The 25,536-nt window shown below is 64.2% G+C and carries 22 protein-coding genes; 12 read left to right on the forward strand and 10 right to left on the reverse strand.

All coding sequences use genetic code 11. The features are described 5' to 3' along the window. Window positions 1–380: 380 nt before the first annotated feature. A complete protein-coding gene (locus ABWK72_RS12615; protein ID WP_367875153.1) occupies window positions 381–836 on the forward strand; it encodes a hypothetical protein in 456 nt (151 codons plus the stop codon). Window positions 837–1,094: 258 nt separating this feature from the next. On the opposite strand, the gene queD is transcribed toward ABWK72_RS12615, so the two are convergent. After that, complete coding sequence (gene queD / locus ABWK72_RS12620; RefSeq protein WP_367875154.1) at window positions 1,095–1,460, reverse strand: 6-carboxytetrahydropterin synthase QueD; 366 nt, start codon at window positions 1,458–1,460, stop codon at window positions 1,095–1,097. Window positions 1,461–1,924: 464 nt separating this feature from the next. Here queD and ABWK72_RS12625 point away from each other — a divergent pair, with 464 nt between their 5' ends. After that, entirely contained in the window at window positions 1,925–2,728 is an 804-nt protein-coding gene (locus ABWK72_RS12625; protein WP_367875155.1) for a glycosyltransferase family 2 protein, read from the forward strand. Beyond that, window positions 2,725–3,177, forward strand: coding sequence for a class I SAM-dependent methyltransferase (locus ABWK72_RS12630; RefSeq protein WP_367875156.1), 453 nt, complete (start codon window positions 2,725–2,727; stop codon window positions 3,175–3,177). Before ABWK72_RS12625 ends, ABWK72_RS12630 begins: the two co-directional genes overlap by 4 nt. Window positions 3,178–3,710: 533 nt before the next feature. Here ABWK72_RS12630 and ABWK72_RS12635 read toward each other — a convergent pair. Next, window positions 3,711–4,298, reverse strand: coding sequence for a transposase (locus tag ABWK72_RS12635; protein ID WP_367875157.1), 588 nt, complete (start codon window positions 4,296–4,298; stop codon window positions 3,711–3,713). A gap of 381 nt (window positions 4,299–4,679) precedes the next feature. On the opposite strand from ABWK72_RS12635, the gene ABWK72_RS12640 reads away from it, so the two are divergent. From ABWK72_RS12640 to ABWK72_RS12650, 3 genes are all read left to right on the forward strand, one after another. Continuing rightward, entirely contained in the window at window positions 4,680–5,297 is a 618-nt protein-coding gene (locus ABWK72_RS12640; protein ID WP_367875158.1) for a TetR/AcrR family transcriptional regulator, read from the forward strand. Beyond that, window positions 5,294–6,403 carry an efflux RND transporter periplasmic adaptor subunit gene (locus ABWK72_RS12645; RefSeq protein WP_367875159.1) on the forward strand — a complete coding sequence of 370 codons (1,110 nt, stop codon included), beginning with the start codon at window positions 5,294–5,296 and terminating at the stop codon, window positions 6,401–6,403. The genes ABWK72_RS12640 and ABWK72_RS12645 overlap by 4 nt, the downstream gene beginning before the upstream one ends. 70 nt (window positions 6,404–6,473) lie before the next feature. Then, the gene (locus ABWK72_RS12650) at window positions 6,474–9,563 is read left to right on the forward strand and encodes an efflux RND transporter permease subunit (RefSeq protein ID WP_367875160.1); all 3,090 of its coding nucleotides are present in this window, start codon (window positions 6,474–6,476) and stop codon (window positions 9,561–9,563) included. Window positions 9,564–9,773: 210 nt separating this feature from the next. On the opposite strand, the gene ABWK72_RS12655 is transcribed toward ABWK72_RS12650, so the two are convergent. Both ABWK72_RS12655 and ABWK72_RS12660 read right to left on the reverse strand, forming a co-directional pair. Beyond that, the gene (locus tag ABWK72_RS12655) at window positions 9,774–10,961 is read right to left on the reverse strand and encodes a polysaccharide deacetylase family protein (RefSeq protein WP_367875161.1); all 1,188 of its coding nucleotides are present in this window, start codon (window positions 10,959–10,961) and stop codon (window positions 9,774–9,776) included. Further along, entirely contained in the window at window positions 10,958–11,842 is an 885-nt protein-coding gene (locus ABWK72_RS12660; protein WP_367875162.1) for a hypothetical protein, read from the reverse strand. The genes ABWK72_RS12655 and ABWK72_RS12660 overlap by 4 nt, the downstream gene beginning before the upstream one ends. Window positions 11,843–12,054: 212 nt before the next feature. Here ABWK72_RS12660 and ABWK72_RS12665 point away from each other — a divergent pair, with 212 nt between their 5' ends. The 3 genes from ABWK72_RS12665 to ABWK72_RS12675 all read left to right on the forward strand — a co-directional run bounded on the left by ABWK72_RS12665 (window position 12,055) and on the right by ABWK72_RS12675 (window position 15,321). Further along, window positions 12,055–13,125, forward strand: a complete 1,071-nt coding sequence (locus tag ABWK72_RS12665) for an alanine--glyoxylate aminotransferase family protein (RefSeq protein WP_367875163.1) — start codon at window positions 12,055–12,057, stop codon at window positions 13,123–13,125. Between the two features lie 46 nt (window positions 13,126–13,171). Beyond that, window positions 13,172–13,864, forward strand: a complete 693-nt coding sequence (locus ABWK72_RS12670) for a DUF1080 domain-containing protein (RefSeq protein ID WP_367875164.1) — start codon at window positions 13,172–13,174, stop codon at window positions 13,862–13,864. A 500-nt stretch (window positions 13,865–14,364) separates the two neighbouring features. Next, complete coding sequence (locus tag ABWK72_RS12675) at window positions 14,365–15,321, forward strand: IS110 family transposase (RefSeq protein ID WP_367871895.1); 957 nt, start codon at window positions 14,365–14,367, stop codon at window positions 15,319–15,321. Window positions 15,322–15,394: 73 nt separating this feature from the next. On the opposite strand, the gene ABWK72_RS12680 is transcribed toward ABWK72_RS12675, so the two are convergent. Both ABWK72_RS12680 and ABWK72_RS12685 read right to left on the reverse strand, forming a co-directional pair. Continuing rightward, window positions 15,395–16,165 (reverse strand): hypothetical protein, encoded by a 771-nt coding sequence (locus ABWK72_RS12680; protein WP_367875165.1) that lies wholly within the window; start codon window positions 16,163–16,165, stop codon window positions 15,395–15,397. Next, on the reverse strand, window positions 16,162–17,040 hold the full coding sequence (locus ABWK72_RS12685) for a DUF1194 domain-containing protein (RefSeq protein WP_367875166.1): 879 nt from the start codon (window positions 17,038–17,040) through the stop codon (window positions 16,162–16,164). Before ABWK72_RS12685 ends, ABWK72_RS12680 begins: the two co-directional genes overlap by 4 nt. Before the next feature lie 76 nt (window positions 17,041–17,116). On the opposite strand from ABWK72_RS12685, the gene ABWK72_RS12690 reads away from it, so the two are divergent. Continuing rightward, complete coding sequence (locus tag ABWK72_RS12690) at window positions 17,117–17,758, forward strand: hypothetical protein (protein WP_367875167.1); 642 nt, start codon at window positions 17,117–17,119, stop codon at window positions 17,756–17,758. On the opposite strand, the gene ABWK72_RS12695 is transcribed toward ABWK72_RS12690, so the two are convergent. The 4 genes from ABWK72_RS12695 to ABWK72_RS12710 form a co-directional block, all read right to left on the reverse strand. Further along, window positions 17,755–18,363 (reverse strand): hypothetical protein, encoded by a 609-nt coding sequence (locus tag ABWK72_RS12695; RefSeq protein ID WP_367875168.1) that lies wholly within the window; start codon window positions 18,361–18,363, stop codon window positions 17,755–17,757. The two genes, ABWK72_RS12690 and ABWK72_RS12695, sit on opposite strands and share 4 nt — an antisense overlap. Further along, complete coding sequence (locus tag ABWK72_RS12700) at window positions 18,360–19,757, reverse strand: FAD-binding oxidoreductase (RefSeq protein WP_367875169.1); 1,398 nt, start codon at window positions 19,755–19,757, stop codon at window positions 18,360–18,362. Before ABWK72_RS12700 ends, ABWK72_RS12695 begins: the two co-directional genes overlap by 4 nt. After that, entirely contained in the window at window positions 19,754–20,650 is an 897-nt protein-coding gene (locus tag ABWK72_RS12705; protein WP_367875170.1) for a class I SAM-dependent methyltransferase, read from the reverse strand. The genes ABWK72_RS12700 and ABWK72_RS12705 overlap by 4 nt, the downstream gene beginning before the upstream one ends. 212 nt (window positions 20,651–20,862) lie before the next feature. After that, window positions 20,863–21,648, reverse strand: a complete 786-nt coding sequence (locus ABWK72_RS12710) for a GNAT family N-acetyltransferase (protein WP_367875171.1) — start codon at window positions 21,646–21,648, stop codon at window positions 20,863–20,865. Between the two features lie 130 nt (window positions 21,649–21,778). Here ABWK72_RS12710 and ABWK72_RS12715 point away from each other — a divergent pair, with 130 nt between their 5' ends. Next, window positions 21,779–25,033, forward strand: a complete 3,255-nt coding sequence (locus ABWK72_RS12715; protein WP_367875172.1) for a S41 family peptidase — start codon at window positions 21,779–21,781, stop codon at window positions 25,031–25,033. Window positions 25,034–25,086: 53 nt separating this feature from the next. Next, window positions 25,087–25,488 carry a hypothetical protein gene (locus ABWK72_RS12720; protein WP_367875173.1) on the forward strand — a complete coding sequence of 134 codons (402 nt, stop codon included), beginning with the start codon at window positions 25,087–25,089 and terminating at the stop codon, window positions 25,486–25,488. Window positions 25,489–25,536 lie beyond the last annotated feature (48 nt).

Consider the following 25,536-nt stretch of genomic DNA (forward strand, 5'->3'; position numbering starts at 1 on the left):
GGATTACAAAATCACGGGATAGCCATATATCCACCCAATTTAATCTTGATGACCCTTCTCCCAGCATTTGGGCTTGCCTACGACATATCAGAAATGAATTATCGAGTGTCCTTGCAATGGAAGAAAATCCTAATGAAAAGCCCCTCATTGGTTACTGCCCTGATTGCCAACGCCAATTTTGCCCAAAAATCCCGGAGGGTTACAAATTAACTAAGCTCAATCATCCGGCAAGATGCCCTATGTGCTTCGTGTCAATTAGGCATGGGCTTGTTAAGATTGAGGTGAGAGGTCAGGCAGACGAAGTTGAAACAGTAAGCAGCCGAATTCTGTCAAACTTAAAATCCAAATTCACTAGAAGAAAAAAATTACATCCAGCCGCCATGGACCCTATCACCACGATCACCACAATCACCGCCGGGTTAGAACTCATCGATAAATTTCGAGACATGGCGCTCTCCTTCATGAGAAAGGAAAACAAACCTCCTTCAGTTGAGGCCAAAAAAAAGGGCACCTCGATTGAAATCTCAATGAACGGACACGTCACAGACAAGATAGACGCCTCTCAGCTTCGCCTTAGCGCTTGGGATCAAACGAGATACAGCACCCTCGAAATCAAGGTGAAGAAATACTGGAAGCAATTCAACGACATAGACGCCGCGATACCGGACTCCTCAATCGACGAGCGGACCCGCCTTGAAATAAAACGCGACGGATTGAGAGGCGACCTATGCATTGCTTTTCGAGAAATGCTGAAGATTTATGAAGGGACTCTTGGCGTACAGTTGGGCGATCATTATTCGCTCTATTCAGTCTGCGGAGACGACTGCCTTACCTAACATCGAGCCGGCATATAGGACGTGCGTCCGAAGTTCCCCCCAGCCTCCAAGAGGGGAAATTCTGGGGCATCAACCCGCGGTTGATTACGTTCACTCATCACTGGTTAATTTCGAACGCATCTCCGGTGCCGGGAGCCGGACTGGTGGCCCCTCGGGATCTGCAGAAGGTTCGTAGCAAGCTGGTTCGCTTGGGTCGCCGCCATCCGCCGGACCTTTCGGAGAAAGGTCCCTGCCTTTTTGAGGCAAGCCTCAGCCGCTTTAGAACTCGCCCTTGAAGGAGCAGCGGGCGGTGGGGGTTTCGAAGATGACGATTTCGGCGAGGCCGGGGAGGTCGGGTTCGAGCTTGCGCCAGAACCAGGCGGCCATGCGCTCGATGGTGGGGCTTTCGAGGCCGGGGATGTCGTTGAGGTAGCCGTGGTCGAGCTGGTCGAGGAGGGGCCGCATGGCTTCGGAGATCTTCTTGTGGTCGTAGATCCAGCCGATGGATTCATCGACGACGCCTTCGATGTGGATCTCGATCTTGAAGCTGTGGCCGTGCATCTGGCGGCACTTGTGGCCTTCGGGGAGGCTGGGGAGGGTGTGGGCGGCTTCGAAGCGGAAGTCTTTTGTTAATCGGGCGCGCATTGGTTGGAGTGATTAGCCGGGTTTTATAGGTTCAGCAAGGAAGGTGAGGCGGGGGAGGAGTTTGCTGGTTTTCAGTGTTCAGTTTTCAGGAGGGAGGGAAGGCAGAAGAGGGCTGAACCGCCAGGACGCAAAGGGCACCAAGGTTATTGAGGTGGGGGAACGAAACGCGGAGGCGCAGAGGAAAGGGAGGAGGGATTGGGGAGGCGTCGGGATGGGTTTCCGGGCTTTGGGTGTCTAGGGCGTTGGGGGACCGTTCTGCCGGGCGGTGCCCCGCGGTCCCAGGGGGGCGGTTCGGTGATTGGGCACCTTGGGGGTGGAGGGAGGAAACATCGAACATCGAACGTCCAACATTGAACATCGAAGTGAAAGGCAGTCGAACTCGGACGCAGGGATGGGTGCTACGTTTGGTGGTGGGGTGTATTCGGGGTTGGACCGATGGGGATTGGGGGGCAGGATCGGCGGCGATGCGTGTGTCGAGGCCGGTTGTTTTAATCCCCAGCTACAATACGGGGGGGATTCTGCCGGGGACGGTGGCGGCGGCGCTGGCGCAGGGGGTGGCGGTGCGGGTGGTGATCGATGGGTCGACGGATGGTTCGGCGGATTTGCTGGAGCCGTTGATGGGCAATGATTTGCTGCGGGTGACGCGATTTTCCCCGAATGCGGGGAAGGGGTCGGTGGTGCTGGCGGGGACGAAGGCAGCGCTGGAGGAGGGATTCACGCATGTGCTGTGCATGGATGCGGACGGGCAGCACCCGGCGGAGATGATCCCGCGCTATTTCGCGCTGTCGCAGGCGCATCCGGAGGCGGCGGTTTTCGGGCGGCCGGTGTTCGATGCCTCGGCGCCGGCGCTGCGGGTGAACGGGCGGAAGGTTTCGAATTTCTGGGCGAACCTGGAGACCCTGGGCTGGGGGATCGATGATTCGCTGTTCGGGATGCGGCTGTATCCGGCGGCGGAGCTGGTGGAGGTCTTCGAGAGCACGTGCTTCGCGCGGCGCTTCGACTTCGATCCGGAGGTGGCAGTGCGGCTGGCCTGGCGCGGGGTGCCGATCGTGAACCTGCCAACGCCGGTGCGCTATCTGAGCCGGGAGGAGGGCGGGGTGTCGCAATTCCGCTATCTGCGGGACAACGCGCTGCTGACCTGGATGCATGCGCGCTTGTTTTTCGGCTTCCTGATGCGGCTGCCATGGCTTGTGCTGCGCGGGGAGAATCCGCTGATCTCGCATAGTCCGCCGCCTTCCGTGTCCCGTGACGTAACCGACCGCTTGTGACTGCTGCCATCGCCAAGAAGCTTTCCGCGCCGTTTCCCGGGATCTGGGCGCGGAGTTATGTGTCATCGAAGGTGAAGACGGATCCGCTGTATGGTGCGGTCTATGAGGAGCTGCGGGAGACGGGGATGCCCTTGTTAGACCTGGGCTGCGGGATGGGATTGCTGGCCTTCTATCTGCGGGAGCGCGGGCTGCATTTCCCGGTGCACGGGCTGGACTACGATCCGCGGAAGATCGAAGAGGCGCGGCGGGTGACCGGGGCTCTGGAGCACCGCGGCCTGAGCTTCGACACGCACGATGCGCGGACGGGGCTGCCGGAGCATGCGGGGAACGTGAGCATCCTGGACATCATGCAGTTTTTCACGCCGCAGGAGCAGGAGGCCCTTTTGGATCTGGCGGCGGAGCGGGTGCTGCCGGGGGAAGCTGGTGATCCGGTCGGGGCTCAGGGATGAGTCGTGGCGGTTCAAGGTGACGGTGGCGGGGGATATTCTGGCGAAGGTGAGTTCGTGGATGAAGGCGGGGCCGACGCATTATCCGACTGCCGGGGATTTTCAGAGGGTGCTGGAGAAGCACGGGGCGGTGAGGATCGTGCCGCTGTGGGGGGGGACGCCTTTTAACAATCATTTGATTGTGCTGGAGGTGGGGTGAGGCACCCTGAGGGGCGAATCATCAATCACCAATGTTCCAATCATCAATCGGGGTGTGGTTTGCCCGGGGGGAGGAGGAGGGTGGGAGCTTATCGAGGGGTGGGAATGGAATTTGTCGTGGGTGTGCTCTGAGCCTAGCGGCGACGATTGCGAGGTGCCCCCCTGGGACCGCGGGGCACCGCCCGGCAGAGTGGTCCAAGACGGCAGAGCGCACGCCGAGGTCAGGATGGAAACCGCCGTGATTTTGCTGCCAACCTTCGACTGCTCAGCACACCCGGGGACCATTCTGCCGGGCGGTGCCCCGCGGTCCCAGGGGGGGCGCTCGACTGTTGGGCACGCTAGGGTCGCTGGGTTCCGTAGTAGGCGCTGCTCCAGCGCCAATCTTCGGCGGCGCGGCAGAGGCCGGCTTTGACGGGGTTCCGCCGGATGTAGGCCTTGGCGTTTTCGTAGTGGTCTTGATCGCGGATGAAGCGGTCGTGGTATTCAGGAGCCCAGAGGGTGCCTGTGCGTCGATGACGCTGGTTCATCAAGCGGGCGCTGTAAGTTTTCCAGGTTCTGATGATTTCGCCCAAGGGGGTTTGGTTGAGGGGTTCGATCAGGGCGTGGACGTGGTTTGGCATGATGGTCCACTCAAGGAGGCGGTAACGCTGGCCATCGGCGTAGAGGAGGCAGGATTCGACGAGTTCGGAGTTCTCGGGGATTCGGAGAAGGCAACTGCCGTGGCCGGCGTCTTCGTAGCGGGTGATGCGCTTGCGGAGTTCGGGGTCGTTTGGAGAGGAGGAGAGTTCGGCTCGCCATGTGGCGACGACGCTGGCCGGGACGCTATCGGCGAGGCGGAAGGTGAGGGCTTGGATCTGGCCGGGGGCGTCGAAATGGGGGAGGTAGCCGCGGGAGTGCCAGAACGAAGGTGGGGGAGGTTCGGCCATTTTTGAATGGAAGGAGAGCGAGGGGGTGGGGCGGAGTCGAGCTTCGGGATGTGGCGGGCTTCGAGGAACCGTTCTGCCGGGCGGTGCCAGAGGGACGCCCGCTGTTGGAGGTTTGGGGTGGGCCGGGGCGCGCCGAGGCATGGGGAGGTGATAGCAGTAAGGGACCGTTCTGCCGGGCAGTGCCCCGCGGTCCCAGGGGGGCGTGACCTCGTTAAGAGCTGTAAGGTGGCCCGGGGATTTTTTCAGCGGCGTGTCACTTTTGAAGAGGCTGGTTCGTCGTTTAAGAAATGAGGGGGAAATCGGGAAAAAGGCTTGCCGACCGTCCGGACGGTTTGCTACCGACCGTCTGGACGGTAGGGAATGCCGTGTTATTACGAAGCCATGGCATCTCGAGGGAACAACATTTCGGTGAGAGACGCGCTGCTGAATGCGGCGGAGACGGTGGCGGCGAACGAGGGAGTGGCGCGGCTGACCTTCGATGCGGTGGCGGCGGAGGCGGGGGTGAGCAAGGGCGGGCTGCTGCATCATTTTACGAACAAGGATCAGTTGATCGAGGCGATGGTGCGGCGGACGGCGGAGGGTTGGCGGGGGTATTATATGGCGGCGCTTCAGAGCGTGCCAGAGGGGCCGGGGCGGCTGGTGCGGGGGCTTCTGAAGAGTTGCCTGACGAATGCGGAGCAGTGGACGGAAGATTTGCGGCGCAGCTTCTCCTCGGTGTTCGCAGCGCTGGCGCAGAACCCGGCGCTGGTGGAGCCGATGCGCGAGGCGTATGTGGAATTTTTCCAACTGGTGGAGGCCGACGGGTTGCCGGACGGGCTGGCCGAGGTCTTGACGACGGCGATCGACGGCATGTGGTTCTACTGGGTGCTGCGGCTGCGGCCGGTGGACCAGGGGGCACTCGACCGGATGCGCACGAATTTGGAAGGGATCCTGAAGCAGGCGCTGGAGGCGCTTGCCAAGGAAAGCCCCGCGGAAACGACTATCTCTGAGAGACCATGAAAGCTTTGCAATGGATTGGATCGCTGGCCCTGATCGGCGGCTTGGTGGCGGGCGGGACCAGCCTGGCTGCCTGGAAGAAGGGCGAGATTGAGAAATCGGCGGCGGCGGCGGCGAGCCAGCCGGAGCCGATGGAGGTGGTGACGATGGAGACCGCGCAAGAGATCGAGCACCGGCGCTCGACAACGGCGATCGGGACGGTGCTGGCACTGCAATCGGTGACGCTGCGCAACGAACTGGCGGGCACGGTTGTCCGGGCGGAGCTGACGCCGGGAAAGATCGTGGAGAAGGACACGGTGCTGGTGGCGCTGGATGTCTCGGTGGAGGAAGCGGAGCTGAAAGCGCAGCAGGCGCAGGCGACGATGACCGAAGCGATGCTGGGACGGATCGAGCGGCTGACGAGCAGCAGCGCGACTTCCAAGAAGGATCTGGATCAGGCGCTGGCCGAGCGGGATGTGGCGCTGGCGCAGATGGAGCGGACGAAGGCGATGATCGCGCGCAAGGTGATCCGTGCACCGTTCAAGGCGCGGATGGGTTTGTCGGACCTGCATCCGGGCCAGTATCTCGAAGAGGGCACGGTGCTGACGACGCTGCAGGGCGTGGATGCGGCGGTGCATGTGGATTTCACGGTGACCCAGACGGTGGCCGCGGGGCTGAAGGAGGGCGACACGGTGGAGGTGGTGTCCGTGAACAAGGATGAGCCGGTGACGGCAACGATCGTGGCGATCGATGCGAAGATCGATCCGCGGACGCGGAATGCCGGGGTGCGGGCGAAGATCGCGGACTCGAGCAAGGTGCCGCCGCCGGGGGCTTCCGTGCAGGTGCGGGTGCCGGTGGGTGCGCCGCGCAAGCTGGTGGCGATCCCGGTGAGCGCGCTGCGGCGCGGGCCGGAGGGTGATCATGCTTTTGTGATCGGGCCGGACAAGGAAGGCAAGCCGCGGGCACAGCTACGGCTGGTGCAGAGCGGGGCGGTGCAGGGCGAAGTTGTTTTGATCGAGAAGGGTCTCGCGGCGGGTGATCAGGTCGCGGCTTCGGGGTCTTTCAAGTTGAGGGAGGGCGTGCTGGTGGCGGCTGCGCCGAAGGCTCCCGATGGGGCTGTGCCTCGTTGAGGCGAGCCAAGGAGGGGCGGGATGCTCCGGTCAGATTTTTCTAACAGGTTCGAATTAACCATTCACTGCGATGCGCAAGTTCACGGACATTTTTATCAAGCACCCGGTATTGGCCGTGGTGGTCAACCTCGTGATCGTACTGGTCGGCTGGCGGGCGGTGGGCTCGCTGCCGGTGCAGCAGTACCCGAAGCTCGAGAGTTCCTCGATCATCATCACGACCTTGTACTATGGAGCTAGTGCCGAGACGGCGCGGGGCTTCCTGACGACGCCGATCGAGCGAGTGGTGTCCCAGATCGGGGGTGTGGATCATGTGGAATCGAGCAGCCGGGCCGGGGTGAGCACGGTGACGGTGCGGCTGAAGCTGGACCACAACGTGACAGCGGCACTGGCGGAGGTGACGGCGCGCTTGCAGCAGGTGAGGACCGAGCTGCCGCCGGAGGCGGAGCCGCCAGTGGTGGAGGTGCAGCGGGCGGATAGGCCTTACGCGACCTTTTATCTGAGCTTCAACTCGAAGGAGCGGAGCGTGCCGGCGGTGACGGATTGGCTGGTGCGGACGCTGCAGCCGCAATTCGCGACGCTGCCGGGGGTGCAGCGGGTGACACTGGAAGGCGCGCGGCAGATCGCGATGCGGGTGTGGATCGATCCGGACAAGCTGGCGGCGCTGAATCTTTCTCCGGGGGATGTGCATGCGGCGCTGCGGCGGAACAACTATCTGGCGGCGGTGGGGCGGACGAAGGGCAAGCTGGTGGAGATCAACCTGCTGGCGAACACGGACCTGAGGTCGACGACGGAGTTTGAGAATTTGATCGTGGCGGAGAGAGATGGCGCGATTGTTCGACTGAGCGAAGTGGCGGATGTGGAGCTGGGCGCGGAGGAGCCGGATTACATCGCGAAGCACAACCAGAAGGAGGGGGTGTATCTCGGGATCTGGCCTTTGATCGGCTCGAACGAGATCGATGTGGCGAAGGCGCTGGAGAAGGAGATGGACCGGATTCGGCCGACGCTGCCGGCGGACATCGAGATGAGCCTGGTGTGGGACGGGACGATGTTCATGCGCGAGGCGCTGAAGGAGATCAGCAAGACGCTGGTGGAGACGGTGCTGATCGTGGGCCTGGCGGTGTTCCTTTTCATGGGCTCGCTGAGGACGGCGCTGGTGCCGCTGATCGCGATGCCGATTTCGCTGATCGGCGCGGCGGCGATCATGCTGGCCTGCGGCTTCAGCCTGAACCTGCTGACGATCCTGGCGATCGTGCTCTCGGTGGGGCTGGTGGTGGACGATGCGATCGTGGTGGTGGAGAACGTGGAGCGGCATGTGCACGAGGGGAAGACGCGGATCCAGGCGGCGATCATCGGGGCGCGGGAGCTGACCGGGCCGATCGTGGCGATGACGATCACGCTGGCGGCGGTGTATGCGCCGATCGGTTTCCAGGGCGGGTTGACGGGATCGCTGTTCCTGGAATTCGCGATCACGCTGGCGGCGGCGGTGGTGGTATCGGGCTTCGTGGCGCTGACGCTTTCGCCGATGCTGAGCTCGCGCTTCGTGCATGCGAAGGGCAAGGAAGGCCGGCTGACGCGGCTGGTGAACCGAGGCTTCGAGCGGGTGAAGCAGGCTTACGCCGTCCTGTTAGACGGAGCGCTGCAGATCCGCTGGGTGATCATGGGCGTGGCGATGGCGGTCATGCTGGCGGCGTGGCCCTTCTACATGTTCTCCGAGCGCGAGCTGGCGCCGGTGGAGGACCAGAGCCACATCAGCCTGTTCCTCGACACGCCGCCGGATGCGACGATCGAGGCCGCGAACCGGGAATCGATGCAACTGGCCGAGACGGTGGCGGCGTTTCCAGAGGCGGAATACATGTGGTCGCTGACGGCGGGCTGGGGTGGCTTTGGCGGGATGGTGACGAAGGATTGGAAGGAGCGCGGGCGCTCTACGGAGGAGATGTATGGCGAGCTTTTCGGCGCGGTTTCGCAGGTGCCGGGGCTGCGGGTTTTCCCGCGGCTCGATCCGCCGCTGCCGACGCCAGGGCAGTATGACGTGGAGCTGATCCTGCAGACCGAGGCCCCGGTGGAGCAGATGATCCAGACGGCGCAGGCGGTGATCGGGGCGGGTTTCCAGAGCGGGAAATTCCTGTATGTGGATACGGACCTGAAGATCGACCGGCCGGAAGCGCGGGTGATGGTGGATCGCGAGCGGGTGGCGGATCTCGGGCTGGATCTGGCGGGCGTGGGCCAGGAACTGGGAACGCTGCTGGGTGGGGCGTATGTGAACCGCTTCAACTACTATGATCGCAGTTACAAGGTGATCCCGCAGCTCGGCGACCGGGACCGGGCGACGGTGGGGCCCTTGATCGATCTGAAGATCAAGACACCGGGCGGGGACCTGGTGCCGGTATCGACTTTCACGAGTGTGGAGTCGTATGCGGCGCCGCGGACACTGAACCGTTTCCAGCAGCGGAACTCGGTGCGGATCTTCGGCGGGGTGCAGCCGGGAGTGACGAAGGAGGCGGGCCTGCAGGTGCTGGAGAAGGCGGCGCGCGAGGCGAGCCCGCCCGGGGTGACGCTGGACTATGCGGGGGAATCCCGGCAGATCCGCAAGGAGGGATCGGCGCTGGTGGTGACGCTAGGGTTCGCGGTGGTGCTGATTTATCTGGTGCTGGCGGCGCAGTTCCGCAGCTTCCGCGATCCGCTGATCATCCTGTTAGGCTCGGTGCCGCTGGCGATTTCCGGGGCGCTGATGTTCACCTTCCTGGGTTTCACGACGATCAACATTTACTCGCAGGTGGGGCTGATCACGCTGGTAGGATTGATCGCGAAGAACGGGATCTTGATCGTGCAGTTCGCGAACGAATTGCAGACGCGCGGGCTGGAGAAGATGGCGGCCTTGAGGGAGGCGGCGCTGACGCGTTTGCGGCCGGTGTTGATGACGACGGCGGCGACGGTGTTCGGGCATGCGCCTTTGATCTTTGTGACGGGGCCCGGGGCGGAGGCGCGGAATAGCATCGGGATCGTGCTGGTGACGGGGATGATCGTGGGGACCTTGTTTACCTTGTTCGTGGTGCCGGCGTTTTATTCGATCATTGCGGAGCGGCACCAGAAGGTGGCGGAGGATGAGGACGAGGTGGATGGAGATGAGCCGGTGGGTGGGGTTTTGAGCCCGGCGTGAGAGGGGCATTGGGAGGCCGGTGGATGCCGACACGGGTTGGTGGCGACGGGCCTCCCGGCTCCCCTTTCAGGGGGCGTTTGCCTGGACCTTGAAACCCCGGGTTTCACCCGGGGCTATCTCCCGGCCGCCCCGTTGGGGCTTTTGAAGGGCGGCGCGGCTGTCGTCGTCCCGCGAGGCTTTCGAGGCGGCGCGAAGGACCGCCGATATCGGCTACTTCGGGGCGAGGGCGGCGAGGGTGCCGGCGACGACTTGCTTGGCGGCGGGGGTGGACTCGTGGAGGAGGAGGATGTCGCCGTCCTGCACGCTGTGGGTGAGGCAGTGGACGATGCCGGGGACGTCGCTGCGGACGGTGTCGAAGGCGCGGCGATTCCAAGCGATGACTTCCATGCCGAGCTCGTGGCAGACGGGGTGGGTGAACCAATTGCGGTGGCCGACGGGAGCGCGGAACCAGCGGGGTTTTTGGCCGGTGACTTCCTCGATGATGCGGCTGCAGCCGGCGATCTCGCGGCGGGTGCGGACGGCACCGGCGGCCCAGAAGCTGCCGGCGGGGTGGGTCATGGTGTGATTGGCGAGCTCGTGGCCGCGGCGGAGGATCTCGCGGGCGAGTTCGGGGTGGGCCTTCACTTTCTCGCCGATGACGAAGAAGACGGCCTTCACGTTATAGGCATCGAGGAGGTCGAGGATGGCGGGGGTGTCGGCGGGATCGGGGCCGTCGTCGATGGTGATGAGCGGGCCCTTGCCTGCGACGCGGGTGACCATGGGGCCGAAGAAGCGGGCGGTCGGGCAGAGGGTGCCGCTGCACCAGATGAGGGCGATCGGCGTGAGGCCGGCGAAGAAGCCGGGCCAGCCGAAGCGCGCGGCGAGGATGAGGGCGGGGAGGTGGAGGACGAGGGTGAGGAAGAAGCGGAAGCGCGTCTTGAGGAAGGGCGGCATCGACATCAGCACCTTCCAGGTGAGGGCGGCGGTGCAGAGGAAATTGAGGAGGAAGAAGGAGAGCCAGAGAATCGCGGCCCAGGTGCTGCCACTGCCGCCGGAGAGGAAGAGTAGCCAGAGGGACCAGAGAACGAGGGCGAATTCCCAACGGCCCCATTGGATGCCCGGATTCTTGCCACCGAGGGCGAAGGTCATGAGGTGGAGCAGCGCGAAGAGTGCGGGCAAAATCCCGAGCCCTGCGAGCCAGGGTCCGCCGAGACGCCAGAGCAGATCGAAGAGTAGCGCGCCGAGGACGAGGGGGACGAAGCAGGAGAGGAAGCGCCATTCGCCGCGGTGGAGGCCCTGGCTTTCCGACATCAGGGTGGCATCGCCGAGGGGCTGCGAGCGGCGGTGGCCGAGGAGGCGGAAGACGGGGGTGACGGCGCGGTTGTCAGGCCGGGCTTCGGGGGTGCGGGGCCAGCTCATGCGGGGCCTCCTTCCGTGCGGCGGAGGACGGGCTCGAAGACGAACCACTGGTGCGAGTGGGCTTTTACGACATCGAGGATGGCGCCGGCCCAGATCGGGGTGGCGGGGTCTTGGGCGCGGCCGCGGACGCGCTCGGGGAGGACGAGGGGCGGGCGGACGAGGATGCGGTAGCGGCGCCAGCCATCGCGCAGGATGAAGAGCGGGAAGCAGGCTGCGCCGGTGACGCGGGCGAGGTAGAGCGGGCCGCGAGGGAGGCGCATCATGAGCCCTGGCTCGACCTCGGCTTCCATCGGAGAGACCTCGAAGACAACGCGGTCGCCCTGGACGGCGACGATGTCGCCCTGGCCGAGGTAGCGGGCGAGCTCGACGCCGAGCATGTCGCCGCCGGTATTGAAGCAGGTGCGGAACCAGGGGTTGAGGCGCTCTTTTTCGCGCTGCTCGGCCTCGCGGATGGCTTGCATCTCGGGTTCGCGTTCGGGGGCGCGGACGGCGTAGACGGTGCGGCCGAATTTCTCGGAGAAGAGCGGCGCGGCCATGTCGTAGTTCCCCATGTGGGCGGTGAGGATCAGGCTGCCGGCGGGGCGGGTGCGGAGGTCCTCGAAATGGGCCAGGCCGTCGATGACCCAATCGACCTCGCCGCTGCCGGTCTCGGCGCGCAGGGCCTCGACGTAGGTGGAGGCGAAATTGAGGAAGACGCGGTAGGAGCCGATGAAGGCGCGGAGAGAGGAATGATCCGGGAAGAGCGCGCGGAGGTTGCCAGCGACGGCACGGCGCTGCTGGCGGGCGATGAGGAAGAAGAGCAGGGTCCAGGGCGGGACGAGGATTGGTTCGAGGAACCAGGGGGTCACCTTCAGGCCGCGCATCAGGAGGCGCGTCGGCAAGTCGCCGAAAACCCCGAAGCGCCGCCACCGGCCTGGTTTCTTTTCCTCATCCGCCAAAGCGCGGGGAGCAAAGCGGCTGCGGGGATGACGGGCAAGCTTGCGACGCATTGAAAATCACCGGGATGGGTGTGTGGGGACCGGAGCCAGCGCGCGGCCCACATTGTCGCGCTTCGCACTTGGCTCCCGTGTCCCCCGCCCTACCGTCTCCGCCGATGTCCTCGCCTAAACTATTCAGCCCCGGACCGATCGATGTTTCGCCTGAAACCTTCGCGGCGATGTCGCGGACGATGATCGGTCACCGCGGCTCCGAATTCGAAGCCCTTTACGCCTCGCTCCAACCCGGCCTGCAGGCCATTTTCGGGACTTCCCGCCCGGTCTTCCTTTCGACCTCCTCCGCTTGGGGCGTGATGGAAGGTGCGCTGCGCAACGTGGCCCGCAAGAAGGTGCTGTGCCTGTGCTGCGGCGCCTTCTCCGACAAGTGGTTGGATGTCGCGAAGAAGTGCGGCTACGAGGCCGACTCGGTACAGGTCGAGTGGGGCCAAGCGATCGATCCGGAAGCGGTGCGCGCGAAGCTGTCCGAAGGTGGCTTCGACACGGTGACTTTCATCCATAGCGAGACCTCCACCGGCGTGCTCAGCGATTTGGCCGCGGTATCGAAAGTGGTGAAGTCTTTCCCGAACACGATGCTGATCGTGGACACGGTGTCCTCGCTCTCGACGGTGCCGACGCCGATGGATGAGCTGGGGATCGACGTGATGCTGGCGGGTGTCCAGAAGGCGCTGGCGCTGCCGCCGGGCCTAGCGGTCTTCGCCGTTTCCGAGGCGGCGATGGAGCGTGCGAAGGGCACGCCGAACCGCGGCTACTATTTCGATTTCGTGGAGTTCGCGAAGAACGCGGCGGTCAATAACACGCCTTCCACGCCGGCAATTTCGATCCTCTACGGGCTGCAGTACATCCTGGGGCTGATCGAGAAGGAGGGCATCGAGGCCCGGCATGCGCGGCATGCGAAGACGAATGCGATGATCCATGCCTGGGGCGCCAAGCGCGGCTTCGAGCACTTCGCGCCGGAGGGCTTCCGCTCGACCGCGCTGACCTGCTTCAAGACGCCGGAGGGCTTCGATTTGTCCGGCTTCATCAAGGCGCTGAAGACGAAGCACAATTTCCTGATCAACGGCGGCTACGGCAAGATCAAGGGCACGACCTTCCGGATTTCCAACATGGGCAACGAGACCGAAGCGACGATGCAGGAGTTGATCGATGCCATGGAAGACGTGCTCGGCTAAACCTCGGGTCCCTTTCGACCGTAGTAACTGATACCCGTTGAAAACGATGAAATCCGTCCTTTTGTTCCTCGCCATGGCAATCCCCGCCTTTTCCGCCCCGAACACCCTGACTCCTGAGGAGAAGAAGGAGAACTTCAAGCTGCTCTTCGACGGCAAGACGCTGAAGGGCTGGCGCACCTTTAAGGAAAAGGAGCCGAAGGCGCAGTGGAAGGTCGAGGACGAGGCGATCACGCTGACCGGCGGCGGTGGCGGCGACCTGGTGACCGATGACGAGTACGGCGACTTCGAACTGCGCTGCGAATGGAAGATCGCGGAGAAGGGCAACTCCGGCATCATGTGGCACTCCACCGAGGACCACGGCGCGCCCTACGAGACCGGCCCGGAGTACCAGATCCTGGATTCCTTCGACAAGGCGGACCACAAGTATCCGCACGAGATCAAGAAGGGGAACATCGCCGGCGGCTTCTACGACATCTACCCGGCGAAGGTCGAGTGGTCGAAGCCGGTGGGCGAGTGGAACGAGACCAAGATCATCATCAAGGGCACGAAGGTGACGCTCTACCTCAATGGCAACGTGACCGCCGACGTGGACACCAAGAGCGACGAATTCAAGGCGGCGCTGGACAAGTCCAAGTTCAAGACCTGGGAGTTCTTCAACAAGGCGAAGAAGGGCCACATCGTCTTCCAGGACCACGGTGACAAGGTGGCCTTCCGGAGCATCCGGATTAAGAAGCTGTAAGGCTCGGTCCGGGCGAACTGATCTAACAAAAGGGCCCGCCGGTTTTGGCGGGCCTTTTTGCGTGGTAGGGCTGAGGCCCTCGGGAGCACGGAGCCACCGGCCCCGCAGAAGCAGCTCTTGTGGGGCGAGGCCTCGCGTGATTCGAGTGGAGGGCGACGCTGTGGTGCTGCGGATCACCGAGTAATCATGGCAACCAAGGACCACTCTGCGGGCCGGGTGGCTTGTATGTTGCACCGCCGTCCAAAACAACGGCCAGCCGCGGGTGCTTTCCGAGAATGGGCCCGTAGGAAGCTCGTCGGAGGAAAGCACCCGCGGCGGGTTGCCTGATGGCGGCACGCATGGTGGGTTATTACCCACACCGGGACGCGTGCGGGGTGGCAGCCCCGCACGCGGCGGAACCGGAGAGACCGCCGCCTGTGGCAAGGGACCTCGATCCCGTCGCGGAGCATGGGTCCCCGGTTCCGTTCCCGGTCAAACCTCGAACCGCTGATTGAGTCACCATGAACTCGCATTGCAAGAAAGAGATGACCGACCCCTCCGTCACCTTCGTCGGCCTGGATGTTTCCAAGGCCCGCCTCGATTCCTTCGTCCCCGGCGGCAAGCCGCGGGCCGACGACAACACCCCCAAGGGCCACGCCGCTTTCATCAAACGCCTCCAGGGCCTGCAGAACCCGCGCGTGATCTGCGAGGCCAGCGGCGGCTACGAGCGCCCCGCCGTGGCCGCGCTGCTGGCAGCCGGCACCGGCGTCTGCGTCGTGCCACCCGGCAGGGTCCGCCACTTCGCCCTCGCCGAAGGCCTGCTCGCCAAGACCGACAGCATCGACGCGCAACTCCTCGCCCGCTACGGCGACAAGATCCGCCCGCCCCTCGAACTGCCGGCCGATCCCGCCGCCGTGCGCCTGCGCGAGATGCTCGACTACCGCCGCCTCATCAGCGACCGGCGCGTCGCCACCTCCTCGCAACTCGATGTCGCGCAGGGCTACCTGCGCGAGGGCCTCCAGGCCCAGCTCGCCGCGTTGAAGGCCGCGCTGCGCCAGGTCAACAAGGACATCGCCGCGCACCTCAAGGCCGAGCCCGCCCTGGGTGCCAAGGCCAAGCGCCTGCGCCAGCTGTGCGGGGTCGGCCCGGTGCTGGCCGCCACCCTGCTGGCCTACTTGCCCGAACTCGGCCTGCTCGGCGACAAGACCCTCGCCTCGCTGGTGGGCGTCGCACCGCATCCCTGCGACAGCGGCAAACACCGCGGCAAGCGCCGGATCCGCGGCGGGCGCGCCGTCGTGCGCGACGTGCTCTACATGGCGGCGGTCACCGCATCCACCCACAATACCATCCTCCCGGCGCTCTACCAACGCCTGACCGCCAGGGGGAAATTGCCCAAGGTCGCCATGGTGGCGGTCATGCGCAAAATGCTCTCGGTTCTCAACCGGATGATCGCCGATCCACAATTTTCACTTGCCTGATGACACCGCTGCTCCGCGCTCCCAGGGGGCCGTCCGTCCGTGAGGCCGCCGGGGTCAGCGCAGCAGCGCGGCTTCAGTCGTCGCTTTCAATCGCCTGGGTCGAAGCGGCGAGTGATCCGGGCTTCACCAGGACAGCATTGGGAATGACCGGTGTCGTGGCGGCAGGCTGCGGCGGGGTGCGGGGAGCCGTGGCCTCCTGGAGGATCGCCGGCTGCGGGATGCGACCGATGAGCTTGGAACCGAGATAGAGCGAGCCGAAGCAAGCCATGGTGCCGGTCATGGCCATGGCGATATTCCAGCCCTGCATGACCCAGTGCTTCGGCAACATCGCGCGCAAGATCATCGAGCCGAGCACGATGGCAAGGCCCGCCACGGGTGCCGCGAGGAGCGCCAATTTCTCGAAGCGGTCCGGAATCAGCGGCTCTAACAGGCGGGCGAGACAGGCAAGGGTGCCGGTGCTGCCGAGGAGCAGGATGAAGAGCCAGATGACGGAGACTTTCGGGCGGAGCAGGTTCAGGCGACCGCCGCGGTTCGAGCGGTTGAGCAAGTCCTGCACGGTCTTGATGCCGAGACAGGTATTCATACGACGGGCTTCAAAGGATTTCGATTTTGCCTGCCGGGTCTGGCGTTCGCTGGCGAGCTTGCGGATGCGGATGCGGGCGTAGCAGGCGAGCGCGTCCTGGCGCTTGCCACCGCTGGTGGCGAGCGCGGTGGCCCAAGCGGCCGGCTCGAGGTCATCGCGCAGGATCTCCTGGCCGACGCGTTCGGCAATCTCGCGATCCAACTGGATCTCAGGCGCGACCAGCTTGTGAACCGCTGCTGCCAGTGTGACCATGCGCTTCATGCCCGGCGGGTGGTGGGGCTTGCGCCGCGACGGCGGCGACCGAGCAAGAGCAGCACTGCGGAAATCGCGAACGCCGCACTGGACGGCTCCGGAACCGCGGTCTGCGAAGCCACGGCACCACCTTCCACGGTGTTTTCCAGATGGCCGGCGAGATAGTCGTCGAGCGAGTTGTTGACGGATGAGCGGGTGCTGGTGGCTTCCACGCCGCCGACTTCCCCACCGATCACGTTGCTGGCGAAGTAATTCGAGATGGTCGAAGAGCGGTTGCCGAGCGCGATGGAATTGATGATGTCCACGCCGGATGCGATCGCGTCGTTGCGGGCCGCCTTGTCGGCGGAAGGATTCGGAAAGAGCGGCAGGCTCGAGACGGTGACTTCGAGAATCTGCGCGGTGCTTTCGAAGCCGTTCGCCGGGCCGCCGGTTTCGGTGCCGAAGTGATTCGTCGCGTAGTCCAGGGCAGCGCTGATCGAGGGCGAGCTGATGCTGAAAGGCCGCAGGACGTTCTGCACCAGATTCGCGAATTGCTGGGCCTGCGCCATATTGCCGATGGCCATCCAAGGAACGCCCACCGAGGTCTGACTGAAGGTGCCGCCGTAGAAGAGCAAGGACACGGCGATTTTGCCGGTGGCTCCGGATTGGATCGAATCGAGCACTTGGGAACTCGTCATGGCAGACGCATAGCTGTCCATGAGAGTGTTGAACTGTTGGTTGTTCAACCCGCCTTGGCCGATATCGACCAGCAGGATGAGTTCGCTATCGACGGCTACGGCGTCCGCTCGCGGCGATATCCCGGCCATCGCGATGCCAAGGGACATCGTGAGCAGCAAGCGGAACGGCGGCGAAGGGGCGCGACTTGAGAAGGTCGCTTTCTTCATTGTGGGAGTCTGGGGTGAGAGCAACGGGATCAAAACTAAAGCTTGCTTAATCGTCAAGTAATTTTAAAAATAAACCATGCTGAATCCGAAAGAGGTTTCAAAAATGCCGTGGTCTTCGCGCCTTGCCTTGGGTGTCGCCCTTCTGATCGCTGGCTCTTTCGGCGTCGCGGTGGCGGTGCTAGTGCCGCGGCAAGCCGCTACGGCGGTGAAACCCAGCAGTCCGGGCCGGCCGATCGGGATGGCAGGGAAGCATGAGACGGCTCCCGCGCCATCGACCGAGGAACTGGTAAAATTTTGCGCGAGCCATGTTACGGGCCAGCGGAGTTTCGTGGTCTTCAGCCGCGGGACCTGCGTGGTGGTGAACGAGCCGAGCAAGGATCCCTTGGCGGATGCGCGCAAGTTGCTGGCCGCCTGTGCCGATCCGAATACGCCCTTCATTCCCGAGCCGACCAGCGATGGCGATCTGATCGTGAGCTTCAAGGAGCCGGTCTTCCAACGCTTCACCCGGAGCGAACTTGTGAAGTTGGCTCCTTGGCTGGATAGCATCGCCCCTGCCCTGCTCAGCCCCGCGGAGAGCGTGGCGGCCGGGAAGGGTTGGACGCCGCCGGACCAGGCGAAGGCCGGACTTCTGGCGCGCCGCCGGATGTTGGAAGATGCATCGGACGCCGTGCCCGTCCGCATCGTCCGCGCGAAGGACCGCGAGACGGCAGCACGCTAGTCCAGGCACTTGCCCGCCCGGTAGAACGCGAAGAGGGCGAAGGCTTGGACGACGTGGAAGAGGTCGTTGTGATTGAAGTGACGGTGAAGGCCCCACTGCATTTGCTGCACGGCACCCGCGAGGAGGGAGAGGCCGACTCCCGCCAGCATCGCCGGGGACCACTGGCGTTTGCAGGCTAGTGCCGCGATTGCCCACGCCAGCATCGCGGAGCCGTAGTCGGCCATGGCGATGACGAACTCCGGCTTTGCGAGCACGATGCCGCATGAGATCGCGAGCTTCACGCCTAACAGAATCTCCCAGGCCCGCCGCCCGCGTGACGGCTGGAGTTCCCGCAGCAGGCTCATCCCCATGGCGAAGCCGAGGCCGCAGATGATCCAGAGGACCATGCGCCAAGAGTTTGCCTCGATGGCTGGCGGGAGGTCGGGCGCGACGGCATGATAGCATCCACCCGCCAAGGCGGAGGTGGCCATGAGTGCCATGGCGCGGATCCACCATTTTCCGGCGGGACCGGTCCTGTGGTCCTTCCGCAAGCGGGTGACGAAGAACGCGCCGAGTGCCGCGAGCAGGAGGTCGGTGGCGAAGGTGGCCGGTTCGTGGATCGTCATGGCGCGGCGAAGAGGTCGCGGTAGTGACGCCACCACTCGCTCTGGAAGCGGCCTTCCGGATCATGGCGCTCCTTCGCGCGCAGGAACTCGCGGAAGCCGGGATAAGCCTGCTCGACCTGATCGCGCCGCGCCCAGCGATGGTAGGTGAGGAAGTAGCTGCCGCCGAAGGACAGCGCGAGATCGATCAGCATCCGGAAGGCCGCGACGGAGCGCTCGATACCATCCGGAGCGTGCTCGGTGTGGAGATTGAAGATCACGCAGGCATAGGGCTCGCGGGCCCAGGCGAGCGCGCTTTCGGCATCGCGTTCGATCAAGCGGACGGTGCCATAGATCACCGGGATTCCCGTCGGTCGCAGTGCGGCTGCCGCGCGGGCCATGAACTCCGGCAGGCATGAGCGCGGCACGTAGAGCTCGCTGATCATCTCCGTGGCCGGTGGCGATTCGAGGCGTTCGTCCAAGTGGCAATGGTAGTCTTCCAAGTAGACGCTCAGCTGATGGGTGTCCGACCAGTAGAGCGAGCCATGGCTGCGGAGGTAGTGGCCGGAGTAGACCTCGAAGACCTTGGCGCGGTCGGTGTGGGCGAGATGGATGAGTTCTGCCCAATCCTCCACACCGAGCTCGGTCGCCGGCTCCATGGCCCGCGACTCCTCGACCGCGCGGTAAGACGATAGCACGCCGCGCTTGAGGAAGTCCGGCGAGCACTCGTCGATCGAGAACTGGAAGTCGCCATACAACGAGCCGGTGGCGGCGCCTGCTTCGAGGGCCGCGACCACGCGCCCGATGTCGGTGACTTCCACCAGGCGCTCGACCTTGACCCGCGGGGTCAGCCGCAATTGCACCGAGGTGATCACGCCGAAGCAGCCGTAGCCGCCGATCGCGTGGCGGAAGAGTTCGGCATTCTGCGTGCGGGTGCAGCCGAGGATCTCGCCGCGGGCATCGACGAGGGTGAAAGCCTCCACGTCCCCGATGATCGGGCCCATCTGCAAGCCGCGGCCGTGGATGTTCGCCGCCAGCGAGCCGCCGAGCGTGAGGACATCGGCACCGGTCTGCTTCTGGCGGATGGTCCATAGCGGCGAGAGCCCTTGCTGGGCTGCGTGCAGGCCGTTGATCAATTCCGGCCAGGTGAGGCCTGCACCGGCTTCAACGAGGCCGCGCCCGCGATCGACCGGATCGAGATCCTTGAGGCCGAGCGTGTCTAACAGGATCGTGCCCGCGCCGAATTGCTGGCCGCCCATGGCATGGCGCGCGCCGCAGACCGAGATCGCCTTTCCTGCGCGCGCCGCTTGCTTCACCAGCGCGGCGACTTCTGCCGTGGATTGGGGGCGATGGACTTCCGCCACGCGCACCGGGTTCAGGCGCGAATGAACGTCGTTGCAAAGGATTCCGGTGCTCATGGTCCGACGGGTTCGCAGAGGCAGAGGCATTCGCCGCGGGCCAGCGGGATCCGCTTGCGGCGGAGCGGGAGCAGGATCTCGCGCTTCAGGTCGGAGTGATCGGCGAGCGCCCAAAGTTTCAGCCCTCGCTCTTCAAGAAATGCCGTTAGATCCTCCCGTTTGCAGCCCCATTGGAAAGGCTCGCGGCGCGAGCGGAGCCACCAATCGACGGCAGGACATTGGCCGCGGAAGCCGATCGAGCCGTCTTCCGTGCGGGCCATGAAGGTGAAGATCACCCTTCCTCCCGTGCCGGCGACATTCCGCATCGAATCTAACAGGCCGGTGACCTGCTGTTCCGGGAAATACATGGTCAGGCCCTCGGCGATCACCAGCGCGGGCCGGGTCGGATCAAAGGTCGGGCAGTCTGCCAGAAGACGGGATGGTGAATCGATCGCGAGGTCCCCGGGTAAGAAGTGGAGGTTCGCGGCGGCTTCCAAGGCATCGCGTTTCGAGAACTGAGTCGCAGGGTGATCGATCTCGAACCATTCCACGTCCGGAAGCTCCCGGTGCAGACGCCACGCGAGCGCGTCGTAACCCGCGCCGACGACCACTATCTGGCGGATCCCCGCATCGATTCCGCGCCGGACTTCCCGCTCGATCCAGCGCTTGCGGGCGAGGTAGTGAGCGAAGATCCCGCCGACCGCGAGCCGCTCGAATGCCATGAGCAGCCAGCGGCACCAGCCGCGCTTGCCCGCGAAGCCGAACCACCCCGACTCCGCACGCTCACCAAGCATCCTCCGCGCCGCTTCTTCCTCTCCGCTCGCCAGTAGCGGCGAAAGTGAAGCGTCGCCTGCGGAGAGCAGCAGGGCGCGGGCGATCAAGGTCGCGGTATCGCTGGGGGAGTTCGCTTGCATGGGCCGTTCCTTCGATTGCGGGAAAAACAACATTCAGCACGGGGCACCGGGTCAATCATAAATGCGGTTTTTCCAGCAATTGAATTCTTGTCCAGCATGCCTCGAAAGACCGGAACACGGGCATCGGAAGAACGATGCCGAACATCGGGACTATCGATGTTCGGAATTGGCACGGTCGATGGAGCCGGCCTGCGTCTGCAGCCGAGGTGATTTCAATCGAGCCGTTTCGTCAGATAGAGCTTTGCATGGCCATGCGAGTCCCAATCCGGAATCCGACCGACGATCTCGAAGCCATGCGCCTGATAGAAACGCGGAGCTTGGTACTCCATGGTATCGACGTAGGCATGCTTGCAGCCGCCGTCCACGGCCAAGCGCAGGGCCTCCGCGAGCAAGGCCGCCCCGATCCCGCGCGAGCGCCACGCGGGATCGACCGCCATGATGGAGATGCGCAGCCACGCGAGCTGGGTCTCTGCAAAGAGGCCGCCCACGACTTGACCATCCTGCTTCGCCAGCAGCACGAGCGGGCGGGCCTGATGCTCCGCTTGCCCGATTTTCGTCATGAACTCCGGGTTCGCCAGCCAGTTGTATTCCCGCAGCCACTGGCGGACGAGGTTGCAGCCCCCTGCCGCCGGATCGGCCACTGCTTGGATATTCCATGAAGTTTCCCGCACCCGAAGATGGCTCTCCGGGATCCAGCCCTCCTCCCCATTTGCGAGCCGAATGCAGGCCCAGCCGCCCAGTGTGTGGATGGCTTCGCCCTGCTCGCCTTCGCTTGCGGTCAGCTCCTTCGCGGAGTACGCGGCCACCGCGACGGTGCCTCCGGTATCGGCGGCGAGAAAGGAGCGGTGCACCCAGCCCTCGCGGCCAGCAGCCGTGCGGCACCAGAACCAGCCGGGAAACTCCGGATCGCCGCGCTCCACCTGCACCGCGTCACCGGCGTCGAAGCAGATCGGATCGCGATATTGGGAGGTGTAGGGTTTGGTGACCTCGACATGCATGGCGCTGCAACGACTTGGCTAACAAAAGGCGGCGGCAGCCACAAGCTGCACCGGCGGAGTGGCGGAAGATGGGCCCCGATTCCGCAGTATTGTGCGCCGCCCGCGTTTCGGGCATGCCACCGCCATGCAAATGCTCCGGATCCTTCCCCTTGCAGCCTTCGCCCTCGCGCCGCTCGCCGACGCCGCTCCCGGCTACTACCGCAGCCCGGCGCTTTACGGCGATACCGTGGTCTTCACCGCGGAGGGCGATCTTTGGAAAATCCCGGTGGTTGGTGGAGCTGCACAACGCCTGACTTCGCACCCCGGCGTCGAGACCGCGGCCGCCATTTCGCCGGATGGCACGCAGGTCGCCTTCTCCGCGCAATATGAAGGGCCGACCGAGACTTACGTGATGTCGCTCGCGGGCGGGCTGCCGAAGCGACTGACCTGGTATGGCGAAGTCGCGAATCCGGTCGGCTGGACCCGCGAGGGCAAGGTGCTCTGCGCGACGCGCGCCCACTCGACCCTGCCGGACGAGCAACTGGTCGCGATCGATCCGGCCAACGGCACCGAGACCCTGATCCCGCTGGCGCAGGCCAGCGATGGCGTGACGGACGAGACCGGGAAGCGCCTCTTCTTCACCCGCCTACCCTTCCAAGGCAGCAGCACCAAGCGCTACGAGGGCGGCACCGTTCAGAACCTCTGGCGCTATGACGAGGGCACGCCCGAAGCGCTACCGCTGATCTCCGACTATCGCGGCACCTCGAAGAACCCGATGTGGTGGCAAGGCCGCCTCTACTTCCTCTCCGACCAAGGTGGCACGATGAACCTGTGGTCGATGACCGCCGAGGGTGCCGACCGCAAGCAACTGACGCGGCACGCGGACTTCGACATCCGCAATGCCGATCTGAACGCGGGCAGGATCGTCTACCAGCACGCGGGAACGATTCACCTCTTCGATACCAAGGATGCCAGCGACCGCGAGATTCCGATCACGCTGATCTCGGACTTCGACCAGACGCGCGAACGCTGGGTGACCAAGCCCTTCGAGTATCTCACCGACTTCAGCGTCTCCCCCAGCGGTGACCATCTGGCTCTAACAGCACGCGGTGCGGTCTTCGTGGCACCGGTGAAGCCGGGTGCGCGCTTCGTCGAGATCCCCCACAAGCCGGGCGTGCGCTATCGGGAGGCGCGTTTCCTGCCGGATGGCAAGTCGCTGATCGCGCAGAGCGACGAGACCGGCGAGATCGAGATGGTGAAGCTGCCCGCCAACGGTGTGGGCGAGCCGGAATTGCTCACCCAGGACGGCACGATCTTCCGCTTCGCGCCGATGCCATCGCCGGACGGCAAGTGGATCACCTGGCAGGACAAGAACAACAATCTCTGGGTCCGCGATCTGGAGGCGAAGCAGAGCGTGAAGGTCAGCACCTCGCCGGGCCACGGTTTCGAAAGCTTGGTCTGGTCGCCGGACAGCAAGTGGCTGGCCTTCGTGGAACCCGCCGCGAATACCTGCGATCGCATCCGGCTCTACCATCTGACCGATGGCAAGACGATCGATGCCACCAGCGACCGCGTGATCAGCGGCTTCCCGGCGTGGTCGCCGGACGGCAAGTGGCTCTATTTCCTGAGCGACCGCGAATTGAAGTCGCTGGTGAAATCGCCCTGGGGTCCGCGCCAACCGGAGCCCTACTTCGCGGAGAGCACGCGCATCTACGCGCTCGCGCTGCAGAAGAACGGCCGCTTCCCGTTCACCCCGCCGGATGAACTGAGCGCGGAGGCCGACAAGGCGGAGCAGGACAAGAAGAAGGAGAAAGACAAGGAAGAGGACGAGAAGCCGAAGGTTATCCCCGCCATCAATATCGATGCGGATGGCCTGCAGGCGCGCCTCTACGAAGTGCCCGGCGTCTCGGGAAATCTCAGCGGCCTGGTGGCGACGGCCAAGCATCTCTTCTTCCTCACCGAAGCCACGGGCGATGACTCAAAGCCACGGCTGATGCGGCTCGATATCAACCACGACGCGCCGAAGCCGAAGCTCTTCGCGGATGAGCCGCGCGGCTGGGAACTGTCGCGGGACGGCAAGTGGATCGCGCTGCGCAAGGGCGATAGCTTCCATGTGGTGGAGAGCGGCGGCGAGGCTCCTGCGAAGCTGGAAAAGTCCGTGCCGCTCGACGCGTGGAGCTTCTCGGTCGATCCGAAGGAGGAGTGGCGGCAGATCTACCGCGAATCCTGGCGGATGCTGCGCGACTACTTCTACGACCCGGCGATGCACGGCGCGAATTGGGCTGCCGTCCGCTCCAAATATGAGCCGCTGGTCGAGCGCGTCGCAGATCGATCGGACTTGGGCGATATCCTCCATGAGATGTCGGGCGAGCTGAGCGCGCTGCACATCTATGTGCGCTTCGGCGACCTGCGGGATGCGCCCGACTCGATCCAGCCATCGCTGTTAGGTGCGACCTTCACCCGCGATCAGGCTTCCGGCGGCTGGGCGGTGCAGAAGATCTACACGACGGATCCCGACTATCCCGGCGAGACCAGTCCCCTCTCCCGCCCCGGCGTCGGGATCAAGGAAGGCGACATCATCGTGGCGATCAATGGCCGCGACTTGCGCCCGGTCGAGAATCCACAGCAGCTTCTCGAGCAGAAGGCGGGGCATCAGGTTTTGTTAGACGTGCTGGCGAAGGAAGGCGGGGTGCGACGCAACGTGCTGGTCACGCCGCTGGCAGCGAAGGCGGCTGCCGATCTCCGCTATTCGTCCTGGGAATACAGCCGCCGGCTCGAAACCGAGAACCTGGGCAAGGGCAAGATCGGCTACGTGCACCTGCGCGCGATGGGACCGGAGAGCATCCTGGAGTGGGCCCGGAACTTCTATCCGGTCTTCGACCGCCAGGGCCTGATCATCGACGTGCGCCACAACCGCGGCGGCAATACCGACTCGTGGATCCTTGGCCGGCTGCTGCGGAAGGCGTGGTTCCACTGGGCCCCGCGGGCCGGGCAGCCTTACTCGAACATGCAGTATGCCTTCCGCGGCCATGTGACCGTGCTTTGCAACGAGTGGACCGCGAGCGATGGCGAAGCGTTCTCGGAAGGCTTCCGGCGCCTCGGCCTCGGCAAGGTCATCGGCACCCGCACCTGGGGCGGCCAGATTTGGCTGAACTCCCAGCGTTGGCTGGTGGATAACGGGATGTGTAGCGCCGCAGAGATTGGCGTCTATGGTCCGGAGGGCCAGTGGCTCATCGAGGGCACCGGCATCGAGCCGGACGAGGTGGTGGACAACGGACCGCACGCCAGCTTCTTGGGCAAGGACGCGCAGCTTGAGGCCGCGGTGAAGCACTTGCAGGATCTGATCGCGAAGGATCCGCGGCCCGTGCCGCAACCGCCGCCCCGGCCGAATAAGGCTTCGAGGTGACGGGGATCTTCGCCGGGTGTGACGCCATGCGGCAAACCAAAACCCAATCTGCCATGATGCTAGAAAAAGACGATCTCCCCTGCTTTGTCTCTGAAGTTCGGGATGAGGTCTCCAAACTACTCCAGCTTCCGTCAGAAGATTGGATGCAGGATTGGCCGATTGAGGTAACGGATTCCAAACGCATCAAGGACTTCGTGGAAGGCTACGCCTTGGAGGACCGCACCGAGCACCGCTCGGCCATCGCAACGCTTATCATTGCCTCTTTGGACGACGCCCTCGGAGGAAATGAGCCCGTCTCGGAAGTCTTGCTGGCTCAGATTGCTGTCATACTAAAACAGCACCCGGAGTTGCTGGGATACTGGGCAAGGCCGGACTCAGAGTCTTCAATGGAAGAGTTCCTGTTCTCGGTGAGCCCTTGGATCCGTTCGTTGGGCATCATGTCCGATGCAAGATGAGACCCAGCGCCTAGCCCCCGGAGAAGAAACTGCCGCAGAGTCAGTGCC

The sequence above is a fragment of the Luteolibacter sp. Populi genome (genome assembly GCF_040801775.1).
Lineage (GTDB): Bacteria > Verrucomicrobiota > Verrucomicrobiia > Verrucomicrobiales > Akkermansiaceae > Haloferula.

Coding starts and splice junctions, on each gene's coding strand:
- ABWK72_RS12615 (WP_367875153.1), top strand. CDS start 381: ATGGACCCTATCACCACGATCACCACAATCACCGCCGGGTTAGAACTC.
- queD (WP_367875154.1), bottom strand. CDS start 1,460: ATGCGCGCCCGATTAACAAAAGACTTCCGCTTCGAAGCCGCCCACACC.
- ABWK72_RS12625 (WP_367875155.1), top strand. CDS start 1,925: ATGCGTGTGTCGAGGCCGGTTGTTTTAATCCCCAGCTACAATACGGGG.
- ABWK72_RS12635 (WP_367875157.1), bottom strand. CDS start 4,298: ATGGCCGAACCTCCCCCACCTTCGTTCTGGCACTCCCGCGGCTACCTC.
- ABWK72_RS12640 (WP_367875158.1), top strand. CDS start 4,680: ATGGCATCTCGAGGGAACAACATTTCGGTGAGAGACGCGCTGCTGAAT.
- ABWK72_RS12645 (WP_367875159.1), top strand. CDS start 5,294: ATGAAAGCTTTGCAATGGATTGGATCGCTGGCCCTGATCGGCGGCTTG.
- ABWK72_RS12650 (WP_367875160.1), top strand. CDS start 6,474: ATGCGCAAGTTCACGGACATTTTTATCAAGCACCCGGTATTGGCCGTG.
- ABWK72_RS12655 (WP_367875161.1), bottom strand. CDS start 10,961: ATGAGCTGGCCCCGCACCCCCGAAGCCCGGCCTGACAACCGCGCCGTC.
- ABWK72_RS12665 (WP_367875163.1), top strand. CDS start 12,055: ATGTCCTCGCCTAAACTATTCAGCCCCGGACCGATCGATGTTTCGCCT.
- ABWK72_RS12670 (WP_367875164.1), top strand. CDS start 13,172: ATGAAATCCGTCCTTTTGTTCCTCGCCATGGCAATCCCCGCCTTTTCC.
- ABWK72_RS12675 (WP_367871895.1), top strand. CDS start 14,365: ATGAACTCGCATTGCAAGAAAGAGATGACCGACCCCTCCGTCACCTTC.
- ABWK72_RS12680 (WP_367875165.1), bottom strand. CDS start 16,165: ATGAAGCGCATGGTCACACTGGCAGCAGCGGTTCACAAGCTGGTCGCG.
- ABWK72_RS12685 (WP_367875166.1), bottom strand. CDS start 17,040: ATGAAGAAAGCGACCTTCTCAAGTCGCGCCCCTTCGCCGCCGTTCCGC.
- ABWK72_RS12690 (WP_367875167.1), top strand. CDS start 17,117: ATGCTGAATCCGAAAGAGGTTTCAAAAATGCCGTGGTCTTCGCGCCTT.
- ABWK72_RS12695 (WP_367875168.1), bottom strand. CDS start 18,363: ATGACGATCCACGAACCGGCCACCTTCGCCACCGACCTCCTGCTCGCG.
- ABWK72_RS12700 (WP_367875169.1), bottom strand. CDS start 19,757: ATGAGCACCGGAATCCTTTGCAACGACGTTCATTCGCGCCTGAACCCG.
- ABWK72_RS12705 (WP_367875170.1), bottom strand. CDS start 20,650: ATGCAAGCGAACTCCCCCAGCGATACCGCGACCTTGATCGCCCGCGCC.
- ABWK72_RS12710 (WP_367875171.1), bottom strand. CDS start 21,648: ATGCATGTCGAGGTCACCAAACCCTACACCTCCCAATATCGCGATCCG.
- ABWK72_RS12715 (WP_367875172.1), top strand. CDS start 21,779: ATGCTCCGGATCCTTCCCCTTGCAGCCTTCGCCCTCGCGCCGCTCGCC.
- ABWK72_RS12720 (WP_367875173.1), top strand. CDS start 25,087: ATGATGCTAGAAAAAGACGATCTCCCCTGCTTTGTCTCTGAAGTTCGG.